We start from the raw sequence: 19,793 nt of genomic DNA, 5'->3' as shown, positions 1-19,793 counted from the left end.
AATGATCTCGCATTGGCGGTCCGGACCGCCGGAAAAAGGGGCGGCATTGTAGGCCGGACACCGCCGCAATGCAAAGCGCCGGGGGCGCGCGCCCGGCGCCTGCTAGCATTCGCGCGTGACTACGATACTCGCGATTGAATCCTCCTGCGACGAGACCGCCGTCGCCATCTACGATGGCAAGCTGCGCGCCCACGTGCTGCATTCTCAGACGGACCTGCACGCTGCCTATGGCGGCGTCGTGCCCGAATTGGCCGCGCGCGACCACCTGGCGCGCATGACGGGCCTTCTGGAAACCGCCTGCGCCCAGGCCGGGCTGCGGCCATCGGCTTTGGACGCGGTGGCCTATACCGCTGGCCCCGGCCTGGCCGGCGCCCTGCTGGTAGGCGCCGCATCGGCCAGCGGCGTCGCCCTGGCCTACGACCTCCCCCTGATCCCGATTCACCATATGGAGGCCCACCTGCTGGCCCCCATGCTGAGCGACGATCCCCCCGAGTACCCCTTCGTCGCATTGCTGGTCTCGGGTGGGCACAGTCTGTTGGTAGAGGTTGCTTCCCCCGGCTGCTACCGCCTTCTAGGCGAGAGCCTCGACGATGCGGTCGGCGAAGCTTTCGACAAGACCGCTTCGCTGCTCGATCTCCCTTACCCCGGCGGGCCGCATCTGGCGCGGCTCGCAAACAACGGCATACCGGGTCGCTTCGCGCTGCCGCGGCCGCTGATCGACCGACCGGACTGTCAGTTCAGCTTTTCGGGATTGAAAACCGCCGTACGCCTGCTGCTCGAGAAGCAGGAAACCCTCGACGAGCAAACCCGCGCCGACATTGCCCGCGCCTTCGAGGATGCCTGCGTGGATGTGCTGGTCGCCAAGTGTCATCGTGCGCTACAGCAGACCGGCTACACGCGGCTGGTGGTCGCGGGTGGCGTGTCCGCCAATCTGCGCCTGCGCGCACGACTCAGCGACGAATGCGCCCAGCGCGGCGTCAAGCTGCATCTGCCGGCGCCGGCCTTTTGCACCGACAACGCTGCGATGGTGGCGTATACCGGCTGGCTGCGTCGTCACGACCCGCCCACCACCGCCCCGGATGTCTACGCCCGCTGGGCCTTGGCCGATCTGCAACCGCCCCGCATGGCCAGCGCCGATGTCTGACCAGGCCGACTGCATCATGCTGCGCGGCATCGCCGCGGAGGCCATCGTCGGCGTCTATGACTTCGAGCGCCATCGGACACGTCCGGTCCCGATCGATCTCACCCTGTGGTGCGACCTCGCTGCTGCCGCCACCACCGACGACGTCGCCGAAACGATCGACTATGACGGCGTCACCCAGACCGTGCATCAGATCTGCGCCACTCTGCAGCCGGCGCTGATCGAGACCTTGGCGGGCACGATCGCTGCGCGCCTGCTGGAGGATGCACGCATCCGCGCGGTCACTGTCACCGTGCACAAGCCGGGCGCCGTGGCGGGGGTGGACGACATCGCGGTGCGCCTGCATCGCAGCCAGGCGGAGCGCCCCTAGCCAGAACCACCCGCGCGGGCTATTGGTGCGCCGGCAACTCCGGGAAACTGCCGTCCGTGCCCAGCGCATAGATCGCCCCGGCCGCCACGCCGCGCGCTGCTGTCTCCCCGGCCACGCCCGCGGCGATGACGGTCAGCTTGGCGGCATCGCAACTGGCGCGCCGGCAGAGATCGCGCAAGACCTGCGCGCGCGCGCCGGATTCACCGGCATCGGGGAAGAGCGCGCCCTCTAAACGGCTCCCGGCTTCCTGGAGACTCCGTCCGACCTGATCGCAGCGCGTCAGGGCACGGTCCAGATCGCTGCCATCCTCGCGCCTCAGCGCCGGCGCCAGCACAAAGAGCCGGGCGCCGTTGTGCTGCAGGCGTCCGAGCTGTTCGATGGCGCGGGCGGAGGGAATGGCTGTATGGACCGCCGCATCGTCGTTCTCCGGCAACAGGGCCTCCAGTTCGATGACGACGATGGACGCTTGTGAAGTCACGGTGCCTCCCGCGGCGGGTACGACGGCAGTCTAGCTCGATAGCAGGGACACGTCCGCCACCCGCCGGCAGGTCGCATCGAGCTGCGCGAGCAGAGCGAGGCGATTAGCGCGCACGGCTGCATCGTCGGCCATCACCATGACCGCATCGAAGAAGGCGTCGACCGGCCCCTGCAGCGCCGCAAGCGCGCGCAGGGCTTCGGTATAGGCTCCCTGCTGCAGATGCGTTTCCTGGAGGGCCGCCTGCGTGGCCAGACTATTGGCGAGAGCGCCTTCACAGGCATCGCTGAAGGCTCCCGAGTCCAGTGCTGAAGCATCTCCCCCACCGGCCTGACGCAGCACATTGCGCGCCCGCTTGTGCGCTGCGGCCAGCTGCGGCGCTTCCGGCATCGCGAGGAAGGCGGCGACGGCCTGCGCGCGCGCCGTGAAATCCCGCACATCGTGAATGCCGAGCGCCGCCACGGCATCGAAAATTTCGCGCCCGATACCGCGCTCGGCCAGAATGCCGCGCAGGCGCTCACTGACGAATTGCCACAGCGGCTCCAGGGCCGCGTCGCCATCCCTGTCGACCGGCTGGGCCTGCAAGGCGCGCTTCAGCCAGGCGTGCAGGTCCAGCGCGAGATCGCCTTCGATCAGAATGCGCAGCACGCCGATGGCGGCCCGGCGCAGAGCGAAGGGATCCTTGCTCGCCGTTGGCGGCTGACCGATGGCAAAGATGCCCGCCAGCGTATCGAGCTTGTCCGCCAGTGCCACCAGACGCCCGGGCACGCTGTCCGGAATGGGCGCACCCGCGCCCACCGGCGCGTAATGGCTGGCGATGGCCTCGGCCACCGCCTCGCTTTCGCCGCATTCGCGCGCGTAGTAGCCGCCCATCACACCCTGCAGCTCGGTGAATTCGAAGACCATCTGCGTGGCAAGGTCGGCCTTGCACAACGCTGCCGCTCGCTGCGTGGTGACGACATCGGCATCCAGCGCTTCCGCCAGAGCGCGCGCCAGCGCCGTGACGCGTTCAGCCTTGTGCGCCAGGCTACCGAGCTGCTTCTGGAAGGTGACCCTTTCCAGCTTGGGCAGGAAGGCTTCCAGCGGCTGACGGCGATCCTGATTCCAGAAGAACAGTGCGTCTGCGAGTCTTGGGCGCACCACGCGCTCATTGCCCGCAATCAACTGGGCGGGATCGCGCGATTCGATGTTCGCGACCGTGATGAAGGCCGGCTGCAGCCTGCCCTCGCCGTCGAAGACGGTGAAATAGCGCTGGTTGGTCTCCACCGTGGTGACGATCACCTCCGGCGGCAGCACCATGAAATCCTCGGCAATGCGGCCGGCCACCGCGACCGGCCACTCGACCAGCGCCGTGACCTCATCGAGCAGGGCGTCGGTGATGCGCGCCGTACCGCCGCATTCGCTGGCGACCGCTTCCACCTGACGACGGATCGTCGCCCGTCGCGCCGCGCTATCGGCCTGGACATAGGCCGCCTGCAGCTGCTCGGCATAGGCATCGGCCTCGGCAAGATCAATGGCCTCCGGCACGTGAAAGCGATGTCCGTAGGTGCGATTGCCGGCCTCCAGTCCGAAAGCGGTCAACGGGAGGACCGCATCTCCGTGCATTGCCAGCAGCCAGCGCACCGGCCGCGCAAAGACCACATCCGTGCCGCCCCACCGCATACGGCGCGGCACCGCCTGATCCAGGCGTGCCACGATATCGGGCACGGCATCGTTGAGCACGTCGGCCAGCGGTCGGCCCGCGGCAACGCCCTCGTACCAGACATAGCCGTCGCGCTGGGTCAGCGCTTCGGGCGCAATGCCGCAGGAACGCGCAAAGCCCTGAACCGCCTTGGTGGGCGCCCCCTGGGCATCGAAGGCGCGATCCAGCGCCGGCCCCTTGCGCTGAATCGGCTGATCGGGCTGCATTCCGCTGACGGCGGCGACCTGGACAGCAATGCGCCGTGGAGTCGCGAAGGCGGTCGCCGCGTCACGCGGTACACCGGCCTGGTCTAGCGCCTCGCACAGCGCCGTGCGAAGGGCGTCGGCCAGCGGCTGGACATCGCGCGCCGGCAGGTCTTCGCAACCGATCTCGATGAGCAAGCTGGCCAAATTCATGACGCCACCGCCGCATTGCCAATGGGAAAGCCGAGCGCCTCGCGCGCGTCGTAATAGGCCTGCGCGCAGGCGCGCGCCAGGGCCCGCACACGCAGGATGTAGGCTTGGCGCTCGGTCACTGAGATGGCGCCGCGCGCGTCCATCAGATTGAGGCGTGCGAGGCATGGCAGACCTGTTCATAGGCTGGTAGAGGCAGGCCCGCCTCCACCAGGCGGTTGCAGGCCGCCTCTGCGGCGACAAAGCTGGCTTCCAGCGCCTCGACGTCGGCATGTTCGAAGTTGTAGGTTGACTGTTCCACCTCGTTCTGGTGGTAGACCTCCCCGTAGGTCATGCGCCGGCCACCGGCATCGGACCAGACCAGGTCATAGACCGACTCGACTCCCTGGATGTACATCGCCAGCCGCTCCAGGCCATAGGTCAGCTCGCCCGCAACGGGGCGACATTCCAGACCACCCACCTGCTGGAAATAGGTGAACTGGGTGACCTCCATGCCATTCAGCCAGACCTCCCAGCCCAGGCCCCAGGCGCCGAGGGTGGGTGACTCCCAGTTGTCTTCAACGAAACGGATGTCGTGCACCAGCGGGTCGAAGCCGAGCTCGCGCAGACTTCCGAGATAGAGTTCCTGCAGATCGTCGGGCGCGGGCTTCATCAGGACCTGGAACTGGTAATAGTGCTGCAGACGCATCGGGTTGTCGCCGTAGCGTCCATCCGTGGGCCGGCGTGAAGGTTGCACGTAGGCGGTGTTCCAAGGTTCGGGCCCGATCGAGCGTAGGAAGGTCGCCCAATGGAAAGTGCCTGCGCCCACTTCTATGTCGAGCGGCTGAAGGATGGCGCAGCCCTGCTGCGCCCAGTAACTCTGCAAACGCAGGATGAGTTCCTGGAAGGTCATGAGCGCTCGGCGCTTCGTGCAATCGGGCGCAGAGTATAACGAGCACCCTGCCGCTTGCGCCCGCGCTGGCACCGTGCACGAAGACGCCAGCCCACCGCTTACAGCGGCACGTGTGGTCGCCACCAGCGCCCGGGCCCTGCCCGAACACCGGGTGCGTGGGAAGCACTTCCGGGGCGCACACCGTCGTGACCCAAAGGAGTGCATCTGGCGCGCGCGCAAGGCGGAGCGATGGTGCACAATCGCTGCGGCCTATCGCCACACGCACCGGGTACTTGGCACGATTTCTGCGTAAACCTGGCGCAGCGGCGCGCCGTTTTGGCGCGGCGTCCTTTCACACATCGCTGCAGGAGAAAAGTCAATGTCAGCGCAAGACGCAATGAAGCTCATCAAGGAGAAAGGCGCGAAGTTTGTCGACTTCCGCTTTGTCGACACCAAGGGCAAGGAGCAGAACGTCACGGTGCCTTCCCACACCATCGACGCCGACCTGTTCACCGACGGCAAGATGTTCGACGGTTCGTCGATTCAGGGCTGGAAGGGCATCAACGAGTCCGACATGATCCTGATGCCGGAATCGGAATCCGCCTTCCTCGACCCCTTCTTTGAAGAGCCGACCGTTGTGCTGCGTTGCGATGTGATCGAGCCCGCCACCATGCAGGGCTACACCCGCGACCCGCGCTCGCTGGCCAAGCGCGCCGAGGCCTACCTCAACGCCTCCGGTATTGCGGATACGGCCTACTTCGGCCCCGAGAACGAATTCTTCGTGTTCGACTCGGTGCGCTGGAGCAACCAGATGGGCCATACCTTCTATCAGATCGACTCGGAAGAGGCGAGCTGGAACTCCGGCAAGGAATACGAGCTGGGCAACATGGGCCATCGCCCGGGCGTCAAGGGTGGTTATTTCCCGGTGCCCCCCGTCGACAGCCTTCAGGACATCCGTTCGGCCATGTGCCTGACCCTCGAGGAAATCGGCATCACCACCGAAGTCCATCACCACGAGGTTGCCACCGCTGGCCAGTGCGAGATCGGCACCAAGTTCAACACGCTGGTGAAGAAGGCCGATGAGACGTTGGCCTACAAGTACATCGTGCACAACATTGCGCACCAGTTCGGCAAGACCGCGACCTTCATGCCGAAGCCGCTGGTCGGCGACAACGGCAACGGCATGCACGTGCACCAGTCGCTGTCGAAGGACGGCAAGAATCTGTTCGCCGGGGACGAGTACGGCGGCCTGTCCGAAACCGCGCTGTACTACATCGGCGGCATCATCAAGCACGCGCAGGCGATCAACGCCTTCACCAATCCTGGCACCAACAGCTACAAGCGTCTGGTTCCGGGCTTTGAGGCGCCGGTGCTGCTCGCCTACTCCGCGCGCAACCGCTCGGCATCGATCCGTATTCCGTATGTGGCCAACCCGAAGGGTCGCCGCATCGAGGTGCGCTTCCCGGATTCCCTCGCCAATCCTTACCTGGCCTTCTCGGCGATGCTGATGGCCGGCCTGGACGGCATCCAGAACAAGATCCACCCCGGCGACGCCATGGACAAGGATCTCTACAACCTCCCGCCGGAAGAAGACGCCAAGATCCCGCGGGTGGCGCACGGTCTGGATATCGCGCTGGCGGCGCTGGACAAGGACCGCGACTTCCTCAAGGCGGGTGACGTCTTCAGCGACGATCTGATCGACGCCTACCTCGACCTCAAGATGGAAGAAGTGACCCGCTTCCGCATGCATCCCCACCCCTGCGAATTCGACATGTACTACAGCATGTAGCGGCGTGAGCAGCGTGCGGGGCCCCACGCAGTGGGGTGTAGCGTCGCGAATCGACGCCCTGCACGCTGGCAGGTGGTAGCTAAAGGCCTCGGACCCGTTCCGGGGCCTTTTTTGTTCACGCTGCGAGCAGCGTGGAGGGGCCCCGCTGCGCGGGGATCCAGCGTCGCGAGTCAGTGCCCTCCATGCTGGCAGGCGGTAGCCAAAGGCCCCGGGCATCCCGGGGCCTTTTTCGTACACGGCGTGAGCAGCATGCGAGGCCCCACGCAGTGGGGTGTAGCGTCGCGAATCGACGCCCTGCACGCTGGCAAGTGGTAGCTAAAGGCCTCGGACCCGTTCCGGGGCCTTTTTCGTACACGGCGTGAGCGTGTGCGGGGCCCCACGCAATGGGGTCTCGCGTCGCGAATCAACGCCCAGCACGCCGGCAGGTGGTCCAAAGGCCGCGCACCGGTCGTGGAGCGCTCTAAGGGCAAGAACAGCAGGGTTGGACTACTGCGCGATTGCACGAGCGCGAAGCGCTTTGCCGTGCACCAACTCGGATGCATTGCACCAAAGACGGACAATGGCTGACCAAAGCACCATCTGCCGCGCAAAAGCAACCGGCGATATTGCCCCAGGAAGAGGCAGGGGGCGATGACTTATCGTCCACCGAAGCACTTTTGCACTGTCCTTGTGCAATTTGCTTAATATTGCTTACTTATTGTGCATTTATGCACCTTATCTGTGCACTACAACCCCGCGTCAGCATGAGGCAATTCAGCGCCCCGTTGTGATGCTTCATGAGCTGGCCTGTTCCTTGCAAGGCAGTGGTCCATGAAATTCACCGCACGCACCCGACTCAAGAGCGAGCTGGTTCTGGAAAGCGTCACCACTGGAATCATCGCCGTCGATGCGCGCCTGTGTGTAGGCCACATCAACCCTGCCGCGGAAACGCTATTCGGTGTCTCCGAAGGCCACGCCCTCGGCGAGCCACTCCATATCGCAGTACCCCACTTCTCGCATCATATGGAGCGCCTGCGACAAGCCATCGCTACGACGTCCGGATTCATTGAGCGAGAGCTCGAGATGCGTCGTGGCCAGGACCGTCCAATCACCGTTGACCTCATCGTGACGCCTGCCCTCTTCGGGAAGCAGCCAGGGCTGGTCATGGAAGCTACAGCGCTCGATCGGCATCTACGCATCTCGCGCGACGAATGGTTGCAGGCCCAATTCGATGCAGGGCGCCAGCTCATTCGTGGGCTGGCGCATGAGATCAAGAACCCGCTGGGCGGCATTCGCGGTGCGGCGCAGCTTCTCGAGCATGAGTTCCCCGATTCAGTCCACCGCGAATATACGCAGGTCATCACGCGCGAGGCAGATCGGCTGCAGAACCTGGTGGATCGCATGCTGGGGCCGAATCGCATGCCGGTACGCGACACCCTCAACGTGCACGCCATGCTGGAGCACGTGCGCCATCTCATTGAAGCCGAAGCTGGGGAATGGCTGACCGTCGAACGCGATTACGATCCGAGCATTCCCGATATCGAGGGTGACCGCGAACAGCTGGTGCAGTCGGCCCTGAATATTGCGCGCAATGCCATGCAGGCTCTGGAAGGCCAGGAGGATGCCACGCTGACGCTGCGTACCCGGGTCCGTCGTCAGCACACCATCGCCGGCACGCTGCACCGCATGGTGGCGCAGATCGATATCGAGGACAACGGCCCTGGCATCCCGCAAACCCTGCTTGAAAAAATCTTCTATCCCATGGTCACAACCCGCGCCACCGGTAGCGGGCTCGGCCTGCCAATTTCGCAGTACCTCGTGCACGGGCACCACGGCATCATCGAGTGCCACTCACGCACGGGCTGCACCACCTTCTCCATCTATCTGCCCCTGCCGAGCTCATGAATGATCGCGCACTGACTATCTGGGTCGTCGACGACGACGAGTCCATCCGCTGGGTCATGGAGCGCTCCCTGACCCGTCATGGCATGCACGTGGAAGCATTTCCTGGCGCGGCGGAGATGATCGACGCCCTCGAGGAAAGCCATCCGGACGTGCTCATCAGTGACATCCGCATGCCCGGCGTGGACGGTCTGGAGTTATTGAACCGCGTCCACAAGAAGGATCCGGACTTGCCGGTCATCATCATGACGGCGCATTCGGATCTGGATGCCGCCGTAGCGGCATACAAGGGCGGCGCATTCGAGTACCTCGCCAAGCCCTTCGATGTGGATGAGGTAGCGGAACTGGTGGCCCGCGCTGCGGCCTCGCGCAGCATCGAGCCCGCTACCCAGGAGATTGGCCCTGGCGGTGCCTCGCTGATCGGCGAGGCCCCCGCCATGCAGGATGTCTTTCGCGCCATCGGGCGCCTGTCCCAGAGCCAGATCACAGTGCTCATCACGGGCGAAACCGGCGTCGGCAAGGAACTGGTGGCGCGCGCCCTCCACGCACACAGCCCTCGCGCTGCTCGCGAATTCATTGCGGTGAACACGGCGGCGATTCCGCGCGACCTGATGGAGTCCGAATTCTTCGGTCATGAGCGCGGCGCCTTTACCGGCGCACAGACGCAGCGGCGTGGTCGCTTCGAGCAGGCCGACGGCGGCACGCTCTTTCTCGACGAGATCGGCGACATGCCCATGGATCTGCAGACCCGCCTGCTACGCGTGCTGTCCGATGGGGAGTTCTACCGCGTGGGCGGCACCACACCGGTCAAGGTCGACGTGCGCGTCATCGCCGCCACCAATCAGGAACTCGAGGACTCTGTGGCCGAAGGCCGCTTCCGCGAGGATCTCTTCCACCGCCTCAACGTCATTCGCATCCGCATTCCTTCACTGCGCGAACGCACCGAGGATATCCCAATGCTGGCGCGGCATTTTCTCATCAGTGCCGCGCGCGACCTCCATACCGACCCGAAGCGGCTCAGCGATCAGGCTGCCGAAAAGATGCAGGGGCTGCCGTGGCCCGGCAACGTACGCCAGCTGGAGAACATCTGCCGCTGGCTGACTGTGATGGCGCCCGGACAGGAAATCCAGGCCGATGATCTGCCTCCAGAGCTTCGCGCGCGCGCAGCCCCGACCGAGGCGCCCGCAGTGCCAGGGACAGTCGCCGGCACAGCGCTCGGTGCTGAGGTGTCGACGGCGCTGCCCATGCCCGATGAGTGGCCGCGTCTTCTACGCGCCTGGGCCGATGCAGCACTCAACGCGGGAGAGAGCAATCTGCTGGACGATGCACTGCCTGCCTTTGAACGCACCCTCATCGAAGCCGCTCTGACCAGTTCACGCGGGCATCGCATTGAGGCAGCCAAGCGCCTCGGCTGGGGGCGCAACACGCTGACCCGCAAGATCAAGGAACTCGATATGGGTAGCGATACCCCGGCCGGCCTGCGCGGAGGCCGCTGAGCAACGCCTCAGGCGACGTCACGCCGCCGCGCCTCAACGGCAGCCTGGCTCTCGGCAGTCTGAGAGGCCCGCAGACGCGCCTCGCGCAGCGACTGCGTATGGGTCGGGTCCCCCGTGATCAGACGATCGCCCATCTGACGGGTGAAATACTTCCACGACCAATTCACGAAGACCCGCAGCCGCTGCTCGCCATCGATTAGCGCGCGGATATGCACAAAGGCCCACAGGAACCAGGCCAGCATGCCACTCGTCTTCCAGCCGCGGATATTGCCCACCGCACGGTTGATGCCGATGACCGCCATCGTGCCCCAATCCCTGTAGCGGAAGGGCTTCACCTTCTTGCCGCGATCCCGACGGTAGACCGTGTCCGCAATGTAACGGCCCTGCTGAATGGCCGCCGGTGCTAGGCCCGGCACCTGCTGACCACTGGCATCCACCAGTGAGGCCAGATCGCCGATGACGAAGATGTCGGGATGCGTTGGTAGCGAGCAGTCCGGATTGACCAGCAGGCGACCGCCGCGGTCGCGCTCGGCGCCGGTCGCATCAGCCAGCACCTGACCGAACAGCGAAGGCCGCACGCCGGCTGCCCAGAGCACGGTCTTCGCCTCGATCCGCTCGCTGGCGTCACTATGTCGCACCCGGACGCCCTCTGCATTCACATCCTCGACCATGGCGCTGGTCTGTACCTCCACGCCCAGATCGGCCAAGTGCTTGCGTGCCTTCGCGCGCAGCGAGGCGGGATACACCGGGAGAATGTCCGGCCCACCTTCGAGCAGCACGATGCGCGCATCCTGCGAACGAAAACGGCGGAAATCGCGCACCATCGTCTTGCGCGTCAGCTCGCCAAGTGCGCCTGCCAGCTCGACGCCGGTGGGACCACCCCCTACCACCACAAAGGTGAGCAGCTTGGTGCGCTCGGCATCGTCCTCGCACATCTCGGCGTACTCGAAGGCGCGAAAGATACGCCGCCGCATCTGAATGGCGTGCTCGGCGGTCTTCAGGCCGGGAGCGTGCTCCCGCCAATGGTCGTTGCCGAAATAGTTGTGCTTGACGCCGGTGGCCGCGACCAGCAGGTCGTAATGCAGTTCGCCGTGTTCGTGGTACACGCACCGCTTCTCGGGGTCGATATCGAACACGGTGGTGTTCAGCGTCCACACCTTCGGCATCTTGCGCAGCAGCGTCCGCTGCGGGTAGGCAATGTCACCAATCGTCAGCGACCCGGTTGCCACCTGATACAGCAGCGGCTGGAAAAGCTGGAAATTGCGCTTGTCGAGCAGGGTGACCCGGTACCCGCGGCGACCGAAACGCCGGGCCGCGTGCAGACCGGCAAAGCCGCCCCCCACGATCACGACATGACGACCATCGGCAGGATTCTGTTCGCGTGCTTTCATCATTTATGCTGCATTGCACAAATACCTAGGGTACCGCGAAACCCGGTGAAAAACAGCCCTCCGCCCGCGCGGGGCGCAGCATCAGCCGCCCTCGATGGCGCTGATCTGGGGCGAATCATCGTGCGCGAGCTGGGCGTGCTCCGGGTAGCGTGCGAGCAGCCAGCGCTCCTGGAAACAATAGCGTGCGACCTGTGCCACATCGTTGATGTACCAGGCATTCACTGAACCACCGACAAAGGCGCCGAGCACCGGAGCGGCCGATGCCGCCTTCCTCCAGCCCAGGTGCACGGACAGCGAACGGGCCAGATTCTGCATGCTGTAGGTGGCGGCCTCCTTGGCCAGCTCGCGCTCGGCGGCGCGCTCCACGCCGTCACGCCACGCCGCCTCGAGGGTCCCGTCGAGCAGGCCGGCGGCACGCAGCCCGCGCAGGGCTGCCATCTTTTCTTCCACGCTGTTGGCGGAAGCGGCCGCAAAGATGGATAGGGCCACTCCGTCATCGGCACGCTCCAGACAACGGTCGCCATAGCAAAGGCCCATTCTTCGAATGGTGCGCAACGCCAGCACCAGCACACCCGAGATGTCCAGCACCATGCCGGCCGTACCCGCCACGCCGAATACCGCACCTCCAGCCCCACCGAGCAGCAGCGCCCTGCGCTGCACACGATCCGCCAAGCCGTCGCACACCGCCAGCGGCACGCTCCGCAAGGCATCCACGGACTCCACCCCCGCTCGGCTCAGGATGGACCGATTGCCATCCGAGCGCGCCGCCGCCTTGTGGGCTGTATTCAACGCCGTACGCAGCGCCGACGCCGGTACCACCGTCTGCACCGCGCGACTGGCCGGTCCTGCGGCGCGGCCGAACCAACGCGTTGCCGGCCCTGGCGGGCGTGCCTGCCAGGCCCGGATCGCAGCCAGACGCTCGGCTTCGTAGTCGCTGATCAAGGCACTCTCCGCTCGGGGAATGGTCGAATGATACGCTTGCCACCTCCTCGAATCGTGGCCTGAATCCATGCTTGCTGCCCGCCTACGATGTGCCTGATCGGCCTGCAATGGCGCGACGCGCATTACCGGTGGCGCATTGCCGCCAACCGCGATGAATTCCATGCGCGCCCCACCACGGCTGCGGACTGGTGGCCGGAGGATGCCAGCGGAGGTGCACGCATTTTTGGTGGTCGCGACTTGAAGGCTGGCGGCGGCTGGCTCGCCTGCACGCCGGAAGGGCGCTTCGCGGCGGTGACCAATGTCCGCGGCACCACCGCCACGGCCGGGCAGTATTCGCGCGGCATGTTGGTCTCGCGCTTCCTCCGCGGCAGCGGTACACCTGCCGAGTTTTTTGCCGAGCTGGCAGCCGACGCCGGACGCTATGCGGGATTCAATCTCCTGGTCAGTGACGGTGTCAGCTGCCGCTATGCCAGCAACACCCCGGCATGGCACGAGCGGGCACTGACCCCAGGTGTCCACGTCGTCTCCAATGCCGACCTCGATACCCCTTGGCCCAAGACGGAGCGCCTGCGCCTCGTGCTGGAGGCCGACAGTGACGACGAGGCGCTGTTTCAGGCACTGGCCGACGAAGCGGCCGCTGCTGACGACGAGCTGCCTGATACCGGCGTCGGCCCTGAGATGGAGCGCTTTTTGTCGCCGCCCTTCATTCGCGGAAGCCACTACGGCACACGCGCAAGTACCATCCTGTCGTGGTCCGGCGATGGGCCGATCCACTTTGAAGAGCGGTGTTTCGCGGCCGACGGCATTCCCGCCGGGAGCCGCCGCACCTTGCTAGGGAGCAGCAACGATGTCCATACGGCTTGATACCCCACTGGGCCCCATGCTGGCCCGATTCGACGAAACGGCGCTCACGGAACTGCATTTCTGCACCGAGCCGGAAGCCCGGGCGGCCCGAGCGCCGCGCCAGCCGATGGAGCGCGCCCTGAGCGATCAGCTCGCCGCCTATTTCGCGGGTGATCGCATCGCCTTCGATCTGCCACTAGCCCCCAAAGGCAGCGCTTTTGCCATGGCGGTTTGGCAAGCGCTGCTGCGCATCCCCTACGGTCAGACAGCAGCCTATGCCGACATTGCCACCGCGGTCGGCCAGCCCAAGGCGGCGCGGGCTGTCGGCCGCGCCAATGGTGCCAACCCCATCTGCATCCTCATCCCGTGCCACCGTGTGGTGCGCAGTGGGGGGGCCATCGGTGGCTATGGCGGCGGCGTCGAGCGCAAGCGTGCGCTTCTCGATATCGAGCAGAGCGCCGCCGCGAGCGCGCCCGTCGCCAGTACCGCGGCAGCCGCTGCGTAGAGCCCGCCGTTGCCCCACTGACTGGCCACCGGCTGGGCCAACAGCGGGGAGGCAAACTGTCCCAGAAAGAAGGCCGTGGTCAGACCGCCCAGCGCCTGGCCGCGTTGAGCGGCATCGCTGACCTGCACGGTCCAATGATTGAGATTGGGCACCATGAATCCGAGGCCCGCACCGGCGATCACCAGTCCGAGCAGAAACAGAGGCACGCTGTGCGACACCGCCACCACGGCATAGCCCGCGGCGAGCAATCCGCCGGTCAGCGCCACCATCCCGAGCGCCGGTATCCGCGCGCGCACCCGGCCGAACTGCATGCCAGACACCATGGCTGCGAGGTTGCCCAGGGCAATGAAGGCGCCGACCCAGCCTGCGCTAAGCGCGAAGCGGCTACTGAGTAGGAAGGGCATGTAGACCGGCACCAGATAGAACAGCGCCATGCCGAGGAAGGCCAACAGATAGATGACGCCGACCCGGCGCAGCAGGCGGGTCATGGGCACGGCTTGCACCGGGTGGACGGACATCGCGCCGGCGTCCCGAGTCTCCGGCAGGCGCAGCATGGCGGGCAACAGCAGCAAGGCCAGAAGATAGACGCCGAATGCCACCCGCCAATGCAGTTCGGCAGCCAGTCCACCGGCAAAGACAAACACCACGCCGCCCCCGGCCATGAAGGCGCCCTGCAGCCCCAGCAACCGGGTCTGTTCGCTGCCTCGCGTGCTGTCGGCGATCATCGTGGTGGCCGCGGTCATCAGGCAGGCAATCCCAATGCCGAGCACGGCGCGACTGACCAGCAGGATGGGCAGCGAGGGTGCCAGCGCCCCGGCGCTTCCTGCGGCCACGTACAGCGCGAGACCGGTCAGCAACACGGGTTTGCGCCCACGGCGGTCACAGGCGCGCCCGGCCCAGGGCGCGGCAAGCACGATGAACAAGGCGGGCAGGGTCAGCACCAGCCGCGTCAGCATGCCGGCATGGGGCGTGTCGGCAAAGTGGGCGGCAATGCCTGCCAGCGACGGCGTGATGGTCGCTGCCGCCATCACCGTGAGGGTGCTACACAGCAGGAGTGTCAGCGCCTGGCTGCGCGAGGCCGCCGTCGCTTCCCGCAACGGCAATCAGCTAAGGCGCAGCCCGCCATCCACCGGCAGGACTGCACCCGTCACGTAATCGGCATCACTCGAGAGCAGGAAACGCACGGCGCGGGCGATATCCTCACCCCCGCCCAGCCGGCCAAGCGGAATCCGTGCCGCCTCCTGCCGGCGCTCTTCCTCACCCAATGCGGAGTTAGTGGCCCAGAGGATGTGGCCAGGCGCGACCCCGTTGACGCGCACGGCCGGCGCCAGCTCGAGGGCCAGGGCTTCGGTCAGCGTCCAGAGTCCACTCTTGGCGGCGAAATAGGGGGCGTAGCCCGCGCGCACGTGGCGCGCCAGGGTGTCGATGATGTTGACCACGGCCGCGGCGCGGGGCTGCTGCGCGAAAGCCTGAATCGCTTCCAGCGGCGCCTTGAGATTGGATGCCAGCAGATCCTCCACCGTGGTGGCATCCACCTCCGTCAAGGGCGTCTTGACGTAGCTGGACGCGTTGTTGACCAATGCATCCAGCCGTCCCCAGTGCTGCGCGGCTTGCGCAACGGCGTGTGCTGCGCCGCCGCTCTGGCTGAAGTCCGCCTGCACGACGTGCGCACTGTCCGGCCGCCCTGCATTGAGTTCCGCGACCAGCTGGTCCGCGTCTTCGCGGCTGCTGCGGCAGTGCACCACCACGCGCCAGCCGGCGTGGTGCAGCAAACGGGCAATCTGCGCGCCGATGCGGCGCGCACCTCCGGTGATCAGCACCACCGATCCGGTGCTTGGCGACTCCATGGCATCGATTCCAGGCCAATGATCTCGCATTGTGGCATCGGGCTACTGCGCCCGTGCTCAGCCCTTCGACGTACCCTCGCGCCAGGCCTTGATAGCCGCCGCGCGCGCCTGCGCGAGACGCTCGCCGATTTCGGGGCCCTTCATGCCCTCCTCCATGACGTCGCGCGCCCGGATGCGGGCGGCGACGGCACACGCGCCACGAAGGTGCTCCGCCGAGGGATAGTCGGTGTCCTCGAAACCGGTGCGGCCACGCGCATCGGCTCCACAGGCAGCCAGCGCCTGCTCGAAGAATGGACCGTCACGAAATCCACGCAGACGTTCGATCAGCTGCAGCAGCGTTGTGGGGCGCAAGCGCGGCGCCCGGTGCACCAGCAGATGATCGCGACACACAGCCACGGCCAGCTCGCGATAGGCCGTGGGCACGCGCAGGCGGGCACAGAAGGCCTCGACCAGAGGCACACCCGCTTCCTCGTGACCGCGATGGCCGGGCAGCACGGCCTCCGGGGTGAGGGCCTTGCCCAGATCGTGCAGCAATACCGCCACCCGCACGGCTGCCGGGGCCTGCGCGTGGGCGGCCTGGTCCAGCGCCATCAGGCAATGCACGCCCGTATCGATTTCGGGATGGTAGTCGGCGCGTTGCGGTACGCCGAAGAGCTGATCCACTTCGGGCATGAGTGCGGCCAGAGCCCCGCACGCTCGCAATGTTTCGAAATACACCGACGGCCGATCGTGCATCAGCGCACGCTCGGTTTCCTTCCAGACGCGTTCAGCCGCCAGCGCCTGCATCTCGCGGGATGCCACGATCTCGCGCATCAAGGCCATGGTCTCATCGGCGATGCGGAAACCGAAGGAGGCGAAGCGGGTGGCAAAACGCGCCACCCGCAGCACACGCAGCGGGTCCTCCACGAAGGCATCCGAGACATGCCGCAGCAGGCGCGCCTGCAGATCCGCCTGCCCGCCCCAGGGATCGATCAGACGGCCGTCTTCGGCCTGTGCGATGGCATTGACGGTGAGATCCCGCCGGCGCAGGTCCTCTTCCAGCGTCACCTCCGGTGAGGCATCCACGACAAAGCCGCGGTAGCCGCGGCCGGATTTACGCTCCGTGCGCGCCAGCGCGTGCTCCTCCTGCGTCTCGGGATGCAGAAACACCGGAAAATCGCGCCCCACCGCGCGGTAGCCCTGCGCTTCCATCTCGGGCTGCGTCGCGCCGACCACCACCCAATCACGCTCGCCCACCGGCAAGCCCAGCAGCGCATCGCGCACAGCCCCGCCGACCAGATAACGCTGCATCAGGCGTCCTCCTGCGCGCGTACCGGCTCAGCCAGCAGGGGCCCGAGCTGTCCGGGCGTGCCGTGCAAACGCCAATGAATGATGACGTAGTGGTAGAGCGCCCGCCGCACGTAGCCACGCGTCTCATTGAAGGGGATATTCTCGATCCAGATGTCGGCCGGTAGCGGCGCCTCGGGCAACCAGATCGGGATGCGCCCCGGGCCTGCGTTGTAGGCGGGCACCACGAAGAGCCAGCGTTGCTCGAAGCGCTCCAGCAGCTCATGCAGGAAGTGGGCGCTGAGGCGGAGGTTGGTATCGGCATCGAACAGACTATCCCGGCCGTCATAGTCCAATCCCTGGCGCGCCGCGACGCGTTGCGCAGTGGTCGGCATCAACTGCGCGATGCCGCGCGCACCTGCGCTGGAGACTGCGCGCGTGTCGTACAGGCTCTCCGTGCGCGCAATGCTATGCAGCCAGACGAGGGCAACGCCGGCGTCCTTGGCAGCGCGCGCAAAACTGTCCGCGTGAGGCAGCGGGAAGCGGAGATCGAGATCATCCCAGCGACCGGCACGGGCCATCCAGGCGATGGCCTGCTGGTGCCAGCCCCAGTCGTGCAGCATCAGGGCCGCCTGCTCCAGGCCGTCTGCATCCAGTTCGGCAAAGGCCCAGGCCAGTTCGGCGCGCGCTCTGCGGTCGTCCGCCAGGGCATACCAGGCGCGCGCGCGCTGCACGGCAGGCAACGTGGCGAGCTGCTGCTGCGCCGCCGGTACCGGCTTCGCGGGCTGGTGCCCAAGCGTGGGCGCCACGCCGGCGCGTTCCGCTGCCATGAATCCATAGAAGCTGCGCTCGCGCGCCAGCGCAGCAAAAGCCTCCTCCGCGCCTACCTTGCCGCGCGCCACCCGCATGCGCGCCCGCCAGTAGCGCCAGGCCTCGTCCTGCTGCATGGATACCGGCATGGCGCGCAGCACGCGGCGAAACTCCTGCCAGTCCTGCGCCCAGAGAGCGGCGCGCGCGTGCCAGACGAGTGCCTCTTCGCTATGTCCCTCCACCGGCGTCTCACGAAACAGGCGCAGCGCCAGCGGTGCGCGCGACCAGGACGCGGCAAGGGCCACACTGCGCTGCAACGCATGTCGTTCGGACTCGCTCAGGCTGCGCTGCTCCAGCAGCCGCTGCAGCAGATCGCCGGCCTCCTCGGGTTGGCCGCGCGCGTGCGCCAGCAAACCGGCCCGCAGATCCTCGAAAAAGACGGGTGCATCGGGGCTGGCAATCAGCCGCTCAATGAAACGCCCCCGGCGCTGGCGCACCAGCCGCGCATTGACCCAGATGCGCCGCTCGCTCTCCGGCAGCTTGTCCGTCAGAAAACGCGCCAAGCCGAAGGCGTTTGCATCCAGCGCCAGGCGCAGCCGCTCGGTCACTGCGGCCTGGTCGAGCAGCCCCTGCGCCTCCAGCCAATCGAAGGCCGCGTTGCACGCAGCCGGCATGCTGCGCCCGTTGCGCCATGCGGCCCAGGCGTGGCGCGCGAAATCCTCGGTGCGACCGAGCTTCAGGCGCGCGGTCAGCCACTGGCATAGCCTTAGGTCAGCGGTCGGCCGTTGCGGCTGCACCGCAAGCAGCCGCTCCCATGCCTCGCGCGCAGCCAGGCTGGACAACCACTGTCGGCGCAATGCCTGCGTGTAGGGCGCGCGACCGTTGGCGTCCAGAAAGGCTTCGATGCGCGCATCGAGTGCGGCGTCCGGCGCGGCGGACAGCGCCTGTTCCAGACGCCGCGCCTGCAACCAGGGATAGAGTGGGTGCGCCTTGAGCGGCGGACTGTCGCTGCGCTCGACGCCTTCCTCCGGTGCCTCGAAGGCGCGCAGAAAGGCCCGGTCGGCAGCGGAGATTTCCGCAGCCGCCGAAGGGTCGGCGCCGGCCTGGCCGGCGACACAAAGCATGGCAAAAACCAGCAGCAAACGGACCTGCATGGCGCGAGCGGTCTAGGATGTGCGCCCATTCTAGGCCCGCGACACGAGCGCGCACGGCATCCATGGAATTTCTGCCCTACTTCATTGCCACCGGCATCCTGTCCGGCCTGCTCGCGGGTCTCTTCGGCGTGGGCGGCGGATTAACCACCGTACCCATCCTCGCCCTCATCCTGAGCGCCCAGGGCTTCCCGGAGGCCCACGTCATGCAGGTGGCCATCGGCACCTCGCTTGCGGTGATTGCGCTGACCGCACTGTCATCGACCCGCGCCCATCATGGCCATCACGCCGTGGTGTGGAAGACAGTGGGCATGCTGGTACCGGGTCTGGTCCTGGGTGCGGTGCTTGGCGCATGGACCGCGCACGGTCTGTCGACCGTGATGCTGGCACGCATCGTCGGCGTGGGCGCCCTGGCGGTCGCGCTGAAGATGCTGCTGCAGGCGGATCCGCGGGTGCGCTTTCAGGCCCCGGGACGCGGCCTGCTGACCACGGCGGGTACCGGCATCGGTTGGGCCTCCGCGCTGATCGGCATCGGCGGCGGTTCGCTCACCGTGCCCTTCCTTCGCCTGTGCGGCTACGAGATGCGCCAGGCGGTCGGAACCTCGGCCGCGGCGGGCATTCCCATCGCCTGGGCCGGCGCGGTGGGCTTCATCTGGACCGGCTGGCAGGTGCCGGGGCTGCCCGCCGGCCAGTTGGGCTATATCTCGCTGCCTGGCTTCGCCGCCGTGGCCGCGGCCTCGGTGCTGATGGCGCCGGTTGGCGCGCGCCTGGCGCACCGACTGCCGCAGCTGTGGCTGCAGCGCGCCTTTGCCGCGCTGCTCATCGTGATTGGTTGCACGATGCTGCTGGGTATCCGCTGAGCGGCGTCTGCGCCGGGCTTGCAACAATTCGGAAACCGCTCCGAAGCCGCCACGCGCGTAA

The 19,793-nt window shown here is 66.6% G+C and carries 16 protein-coding genes and 1 pseudogene; 8 read left to right on the top strand and 9 right to left on the bottom strand.

Annotated features, from left to right (window positions below):
- The first annotated feature begins 115 nt into the window (after nt 1-115).
- Both tsaD and folB read left to right on the top strand, forming a co-directional pair.
- Nucleotides 116-1,144: a tRNA (adenosine(37)-N6)-threonylcarbamoyltransferase complex transferase subunit TsaD gene (gene tsaD, locus ACOOFO_RS05460; RefSeq protein WP_420428761.1), complete on the top strand. Its 1,029-nt coding sequence runs from the start codon at nt 116-118 to the stop codon at nt 1,142-1,144.
- Nucleotides 1,137-1,511 (top strand): dihydroneopterin aldolase, encoded by a 375-nt coding sequence (gene folB / locus ACOOFO_RS05455; protein WP_420428759.1) that lies wholly within the window; start codon nt 1,137-1,139, stop codon nt 1,509-1,511. The genes tsaD and folB overlap by 8 nt, the downstream gene beginning before the upstream one ends.
- Nucleotides 1,512-1,530: 19 nt before the next feature.
- On the opposite strand, the gene ACOOFO_RS05450 is transcribed toward folB, so the two are convergent.
- The 3 genes and pseudogenes from ACOOFO_RS05450 to glyQ form a co-directional block, all read right to left on the bottom strand.
- Nucleotides 1,531-1,989 carry a hypothetical protein gene (locus tag ACOOFO_RS05450; protein WP_420428757.1) on the bottom strand — a complete coding sequence of 153 codons (459 nt, stop codon included), beginning with the start codon at nt 1,987-1,989 and terminating at the stop codon, nt 1,531-1,533.
- A gap of 30 nt (nt 1,990-2,019) precedes the next feature.
- Nucleotides 2,020-4,083 carry a glycine--tRNA ligase subunit beta gene (gene glyS, locus ACOOFO_RS05445; RefSeq protein ID WP_420428755.1) on the bottom strand — a complete coding sequence of 688 codons (2,064 nt, stop codon included), beginning with the start codon at nt 4,081-4,083 and terminating at the stop codon, nt 2,020-2,022.
- Nucleotides 4,080-4,972: pseudogene (gene glyQ / locus ACOOFO_RS05440) on the bottom strand (glycine--tRNA ligase subunit alpha). Before glyQ ends, glyS begins: the two are co-directional and overlap by 4 nt.
- 358 nt (nt 4,973-5,330) lie before the next feature.
- On the opposite strand from glyQ, the gene glnA reads away from it, so the two are divergent.
- From glnA to ntrC, 3 genes are all read left to right on the top strand, one after another.
- Entirely contained in the window at nt 5,331-6,740 is a 1,410-nt protein-coding gene (gene glnA, locus ACOOFO_RS05435; RefSeq protein WP_420428753.1) for a glutamate--ammonia ligase, read from the top strand.
- 810 nt (nt 6,741-7,550) lie between these two features.
- Nucleotides 7,551-8,624, top strand: a complete 1,074-nt coding sequence (gene glnL, locus ACOOFO_RS05430; RefSeq protein ID WP_420428751.1) for a nitrogen regulation protein NR(II) — start codon at nt 7,551-7,553, stop codon at nt 8,622-8,624.
- Nucleotides 8,621-10,117, top strand: a complete 1,497-nt coding sequence (ntrC, locus tag ACOOFO_RS05425) for a nitrogen regulation protein NR(I) (protein WP_420428749.1) — start codon at nt 8,621-8,623, stop codon at nt 10,115-10,117. The genes glnL and ntrC overlap by 4 nt, the downstream gene beginning before the upstream one ends.
- 8 nt (nt 10,118-10,125) lie before the next feature.
- On the opposite strand, the gene ACOOFO_RS05420 is transcribed toward ntrC, so the two are convergent.
- Together ACOOFO_RS05420 and ACOOFO_RS05415 are read right to left on the bottom strand one after the other, a co-directional pair.
- Entirely contained in the window at nt 10,126-11,511 is a 1,386-nt protein-coding gene (locus tag ACOOFO_RS05420; RefSeq protein ID WP_420428747.1) for an NAD(P)/FAD-dependent oxidoreductase, read from the bottom strand.
- Nucleotides 11,512-11,589: 78 nt separating this feature from the next.
- Complete coding sequence (locus ACOOFO_RS05415; protein WP_420428745.1) at nt 11,590-12,450, bottom strand: EcsC family protein; 861 nt, start codon at nt 12,448-12,450, stop codon at nt 11,590-11,592.
- An 87-nt stretch (nt 12,451-12,537) separates the two neighbouring features.
- Between ACOOFO_RS05415 and ACOOFO_RS05410 the strand changes: the two genes are divergently transcribed.
- Nucleotides 12,538-13,314 carry an NRDE family protein gene (locus ACOOFO_RS05410; RefSeq protein ID WP_420428743.1) on the top strand — a complete coding sequence of 259 codons (777 nt, stop codon included), beginning with the start codon at nt 12,538-12,540 and terminating at the stop codon, nt 13,312-13,314.
- On the top strand, nt 13,298-13,798 hold the full coding sequence (locus ACOOFO_RS05405) for a methylated-DNA--[protein]-cysteine S-methyltransferase (RefSeq protein WP_420428741.1): 501 nt from the start codon (nt 13,298-13,300) through the stop codon (nt 13,796-13,798). Before ACOOFO_RS05410 ends, ACOOFO_RS05405 begins: the two co-directional genes overlap by 17 nt.
- On the opposite strand, the gene ACOOFO_RS05400 is transcribed toward ACOOFO_RS05405, so the two are convergent.
- The 4 genes from ACOOFO_RS05400 to ACOOFO_RS05385 form a co-directional block, all read right to left on the bottom strand.
- A complete protein-coding gene (locus tag ACOOFO_RS05400) occupies nt 13,699-14,895 on the bottom strand; it encodes an MFS transporter (protein WP_420428739.1) in 1,197 nt (398 codons plus the stop codon). The genes ACOOFO_RS05405 and ACOOFO_RS05400 overlap by 100 nt on opposite strands.
- 6 nt (nt 14,896-14,901) lie before the next feature.
- Complete coding sequence (locus ACOOFO_RS05395; protein ID WP_420429656.1) at nt 14,902-15,621, bottom strand: SDR family oxidoreductase; 720 nt, start codon at nt 15,619-15,621, stop codon at nt 14,902-14,904.
- An 81-nt stretch (nt 15,622-15,702) separates the two neighbouring features.
- Nucleotides 15,703-16,935 carry a multifunctional CCA addition/repair protein gene (locus tag ACOOFO_RS05390; RefSeq protein WP_420428737.1) on the bottom strand — a complete coding sequence of 411 codons (1,233 nt, stop codon included), beginning with the start codon at nt 16,933-16,935 and terminating at the stop codon, nt 15,703-15,705.
- Complete coding sequence (locus ACOOFO_RS05385; RefSeq protein ID WP_420428735.1) at nt 16,935-18,875, bottom strand: transglycosylase SLT domain-containing protein; 1,941 nt, start codon at nt 18,873-18,875, stop codon at nt 16,935-16,937. The genes ACOOFO_RS05390 and ACOOFO_RS05385 overlap by 1 nt, the downstream gene beginning before the upstream one ends.
- A 62-nt stretch (nt 18,876-18,937) precedes the next feature.
- Here ACOOFO_RS05385 and ACOOFO_RS05380 point away from each other — a divergent pair, with 62 nt between their 5' ends.
- Complete coding sequence (locus tag ACOOFO_RS05380; protein ID WP_420428733.1) at nt 18,938-19,732, top strand: sulfite exporter TauE/SafE family protein; 795 nt, start codon at nt 18,938-18,940, stop codon at nt 19,730-19,732.
- Nucleotides 19,733-19,793: the final 61 nt, after the last annotated feature.

It is taken from the genome of Algiphilus sp. (genome assembly GCF_965216485.1).
In the GTDB taxonomy this organism is placed as follows: Bacteria; Pseudomonadota; Gammaproteobacteria; order Nevskiales; family Nevskiaceae; genus Algiphilus.
This window is presented reverse-complemented; position numbering and strand designations above follow the sequence as displayed.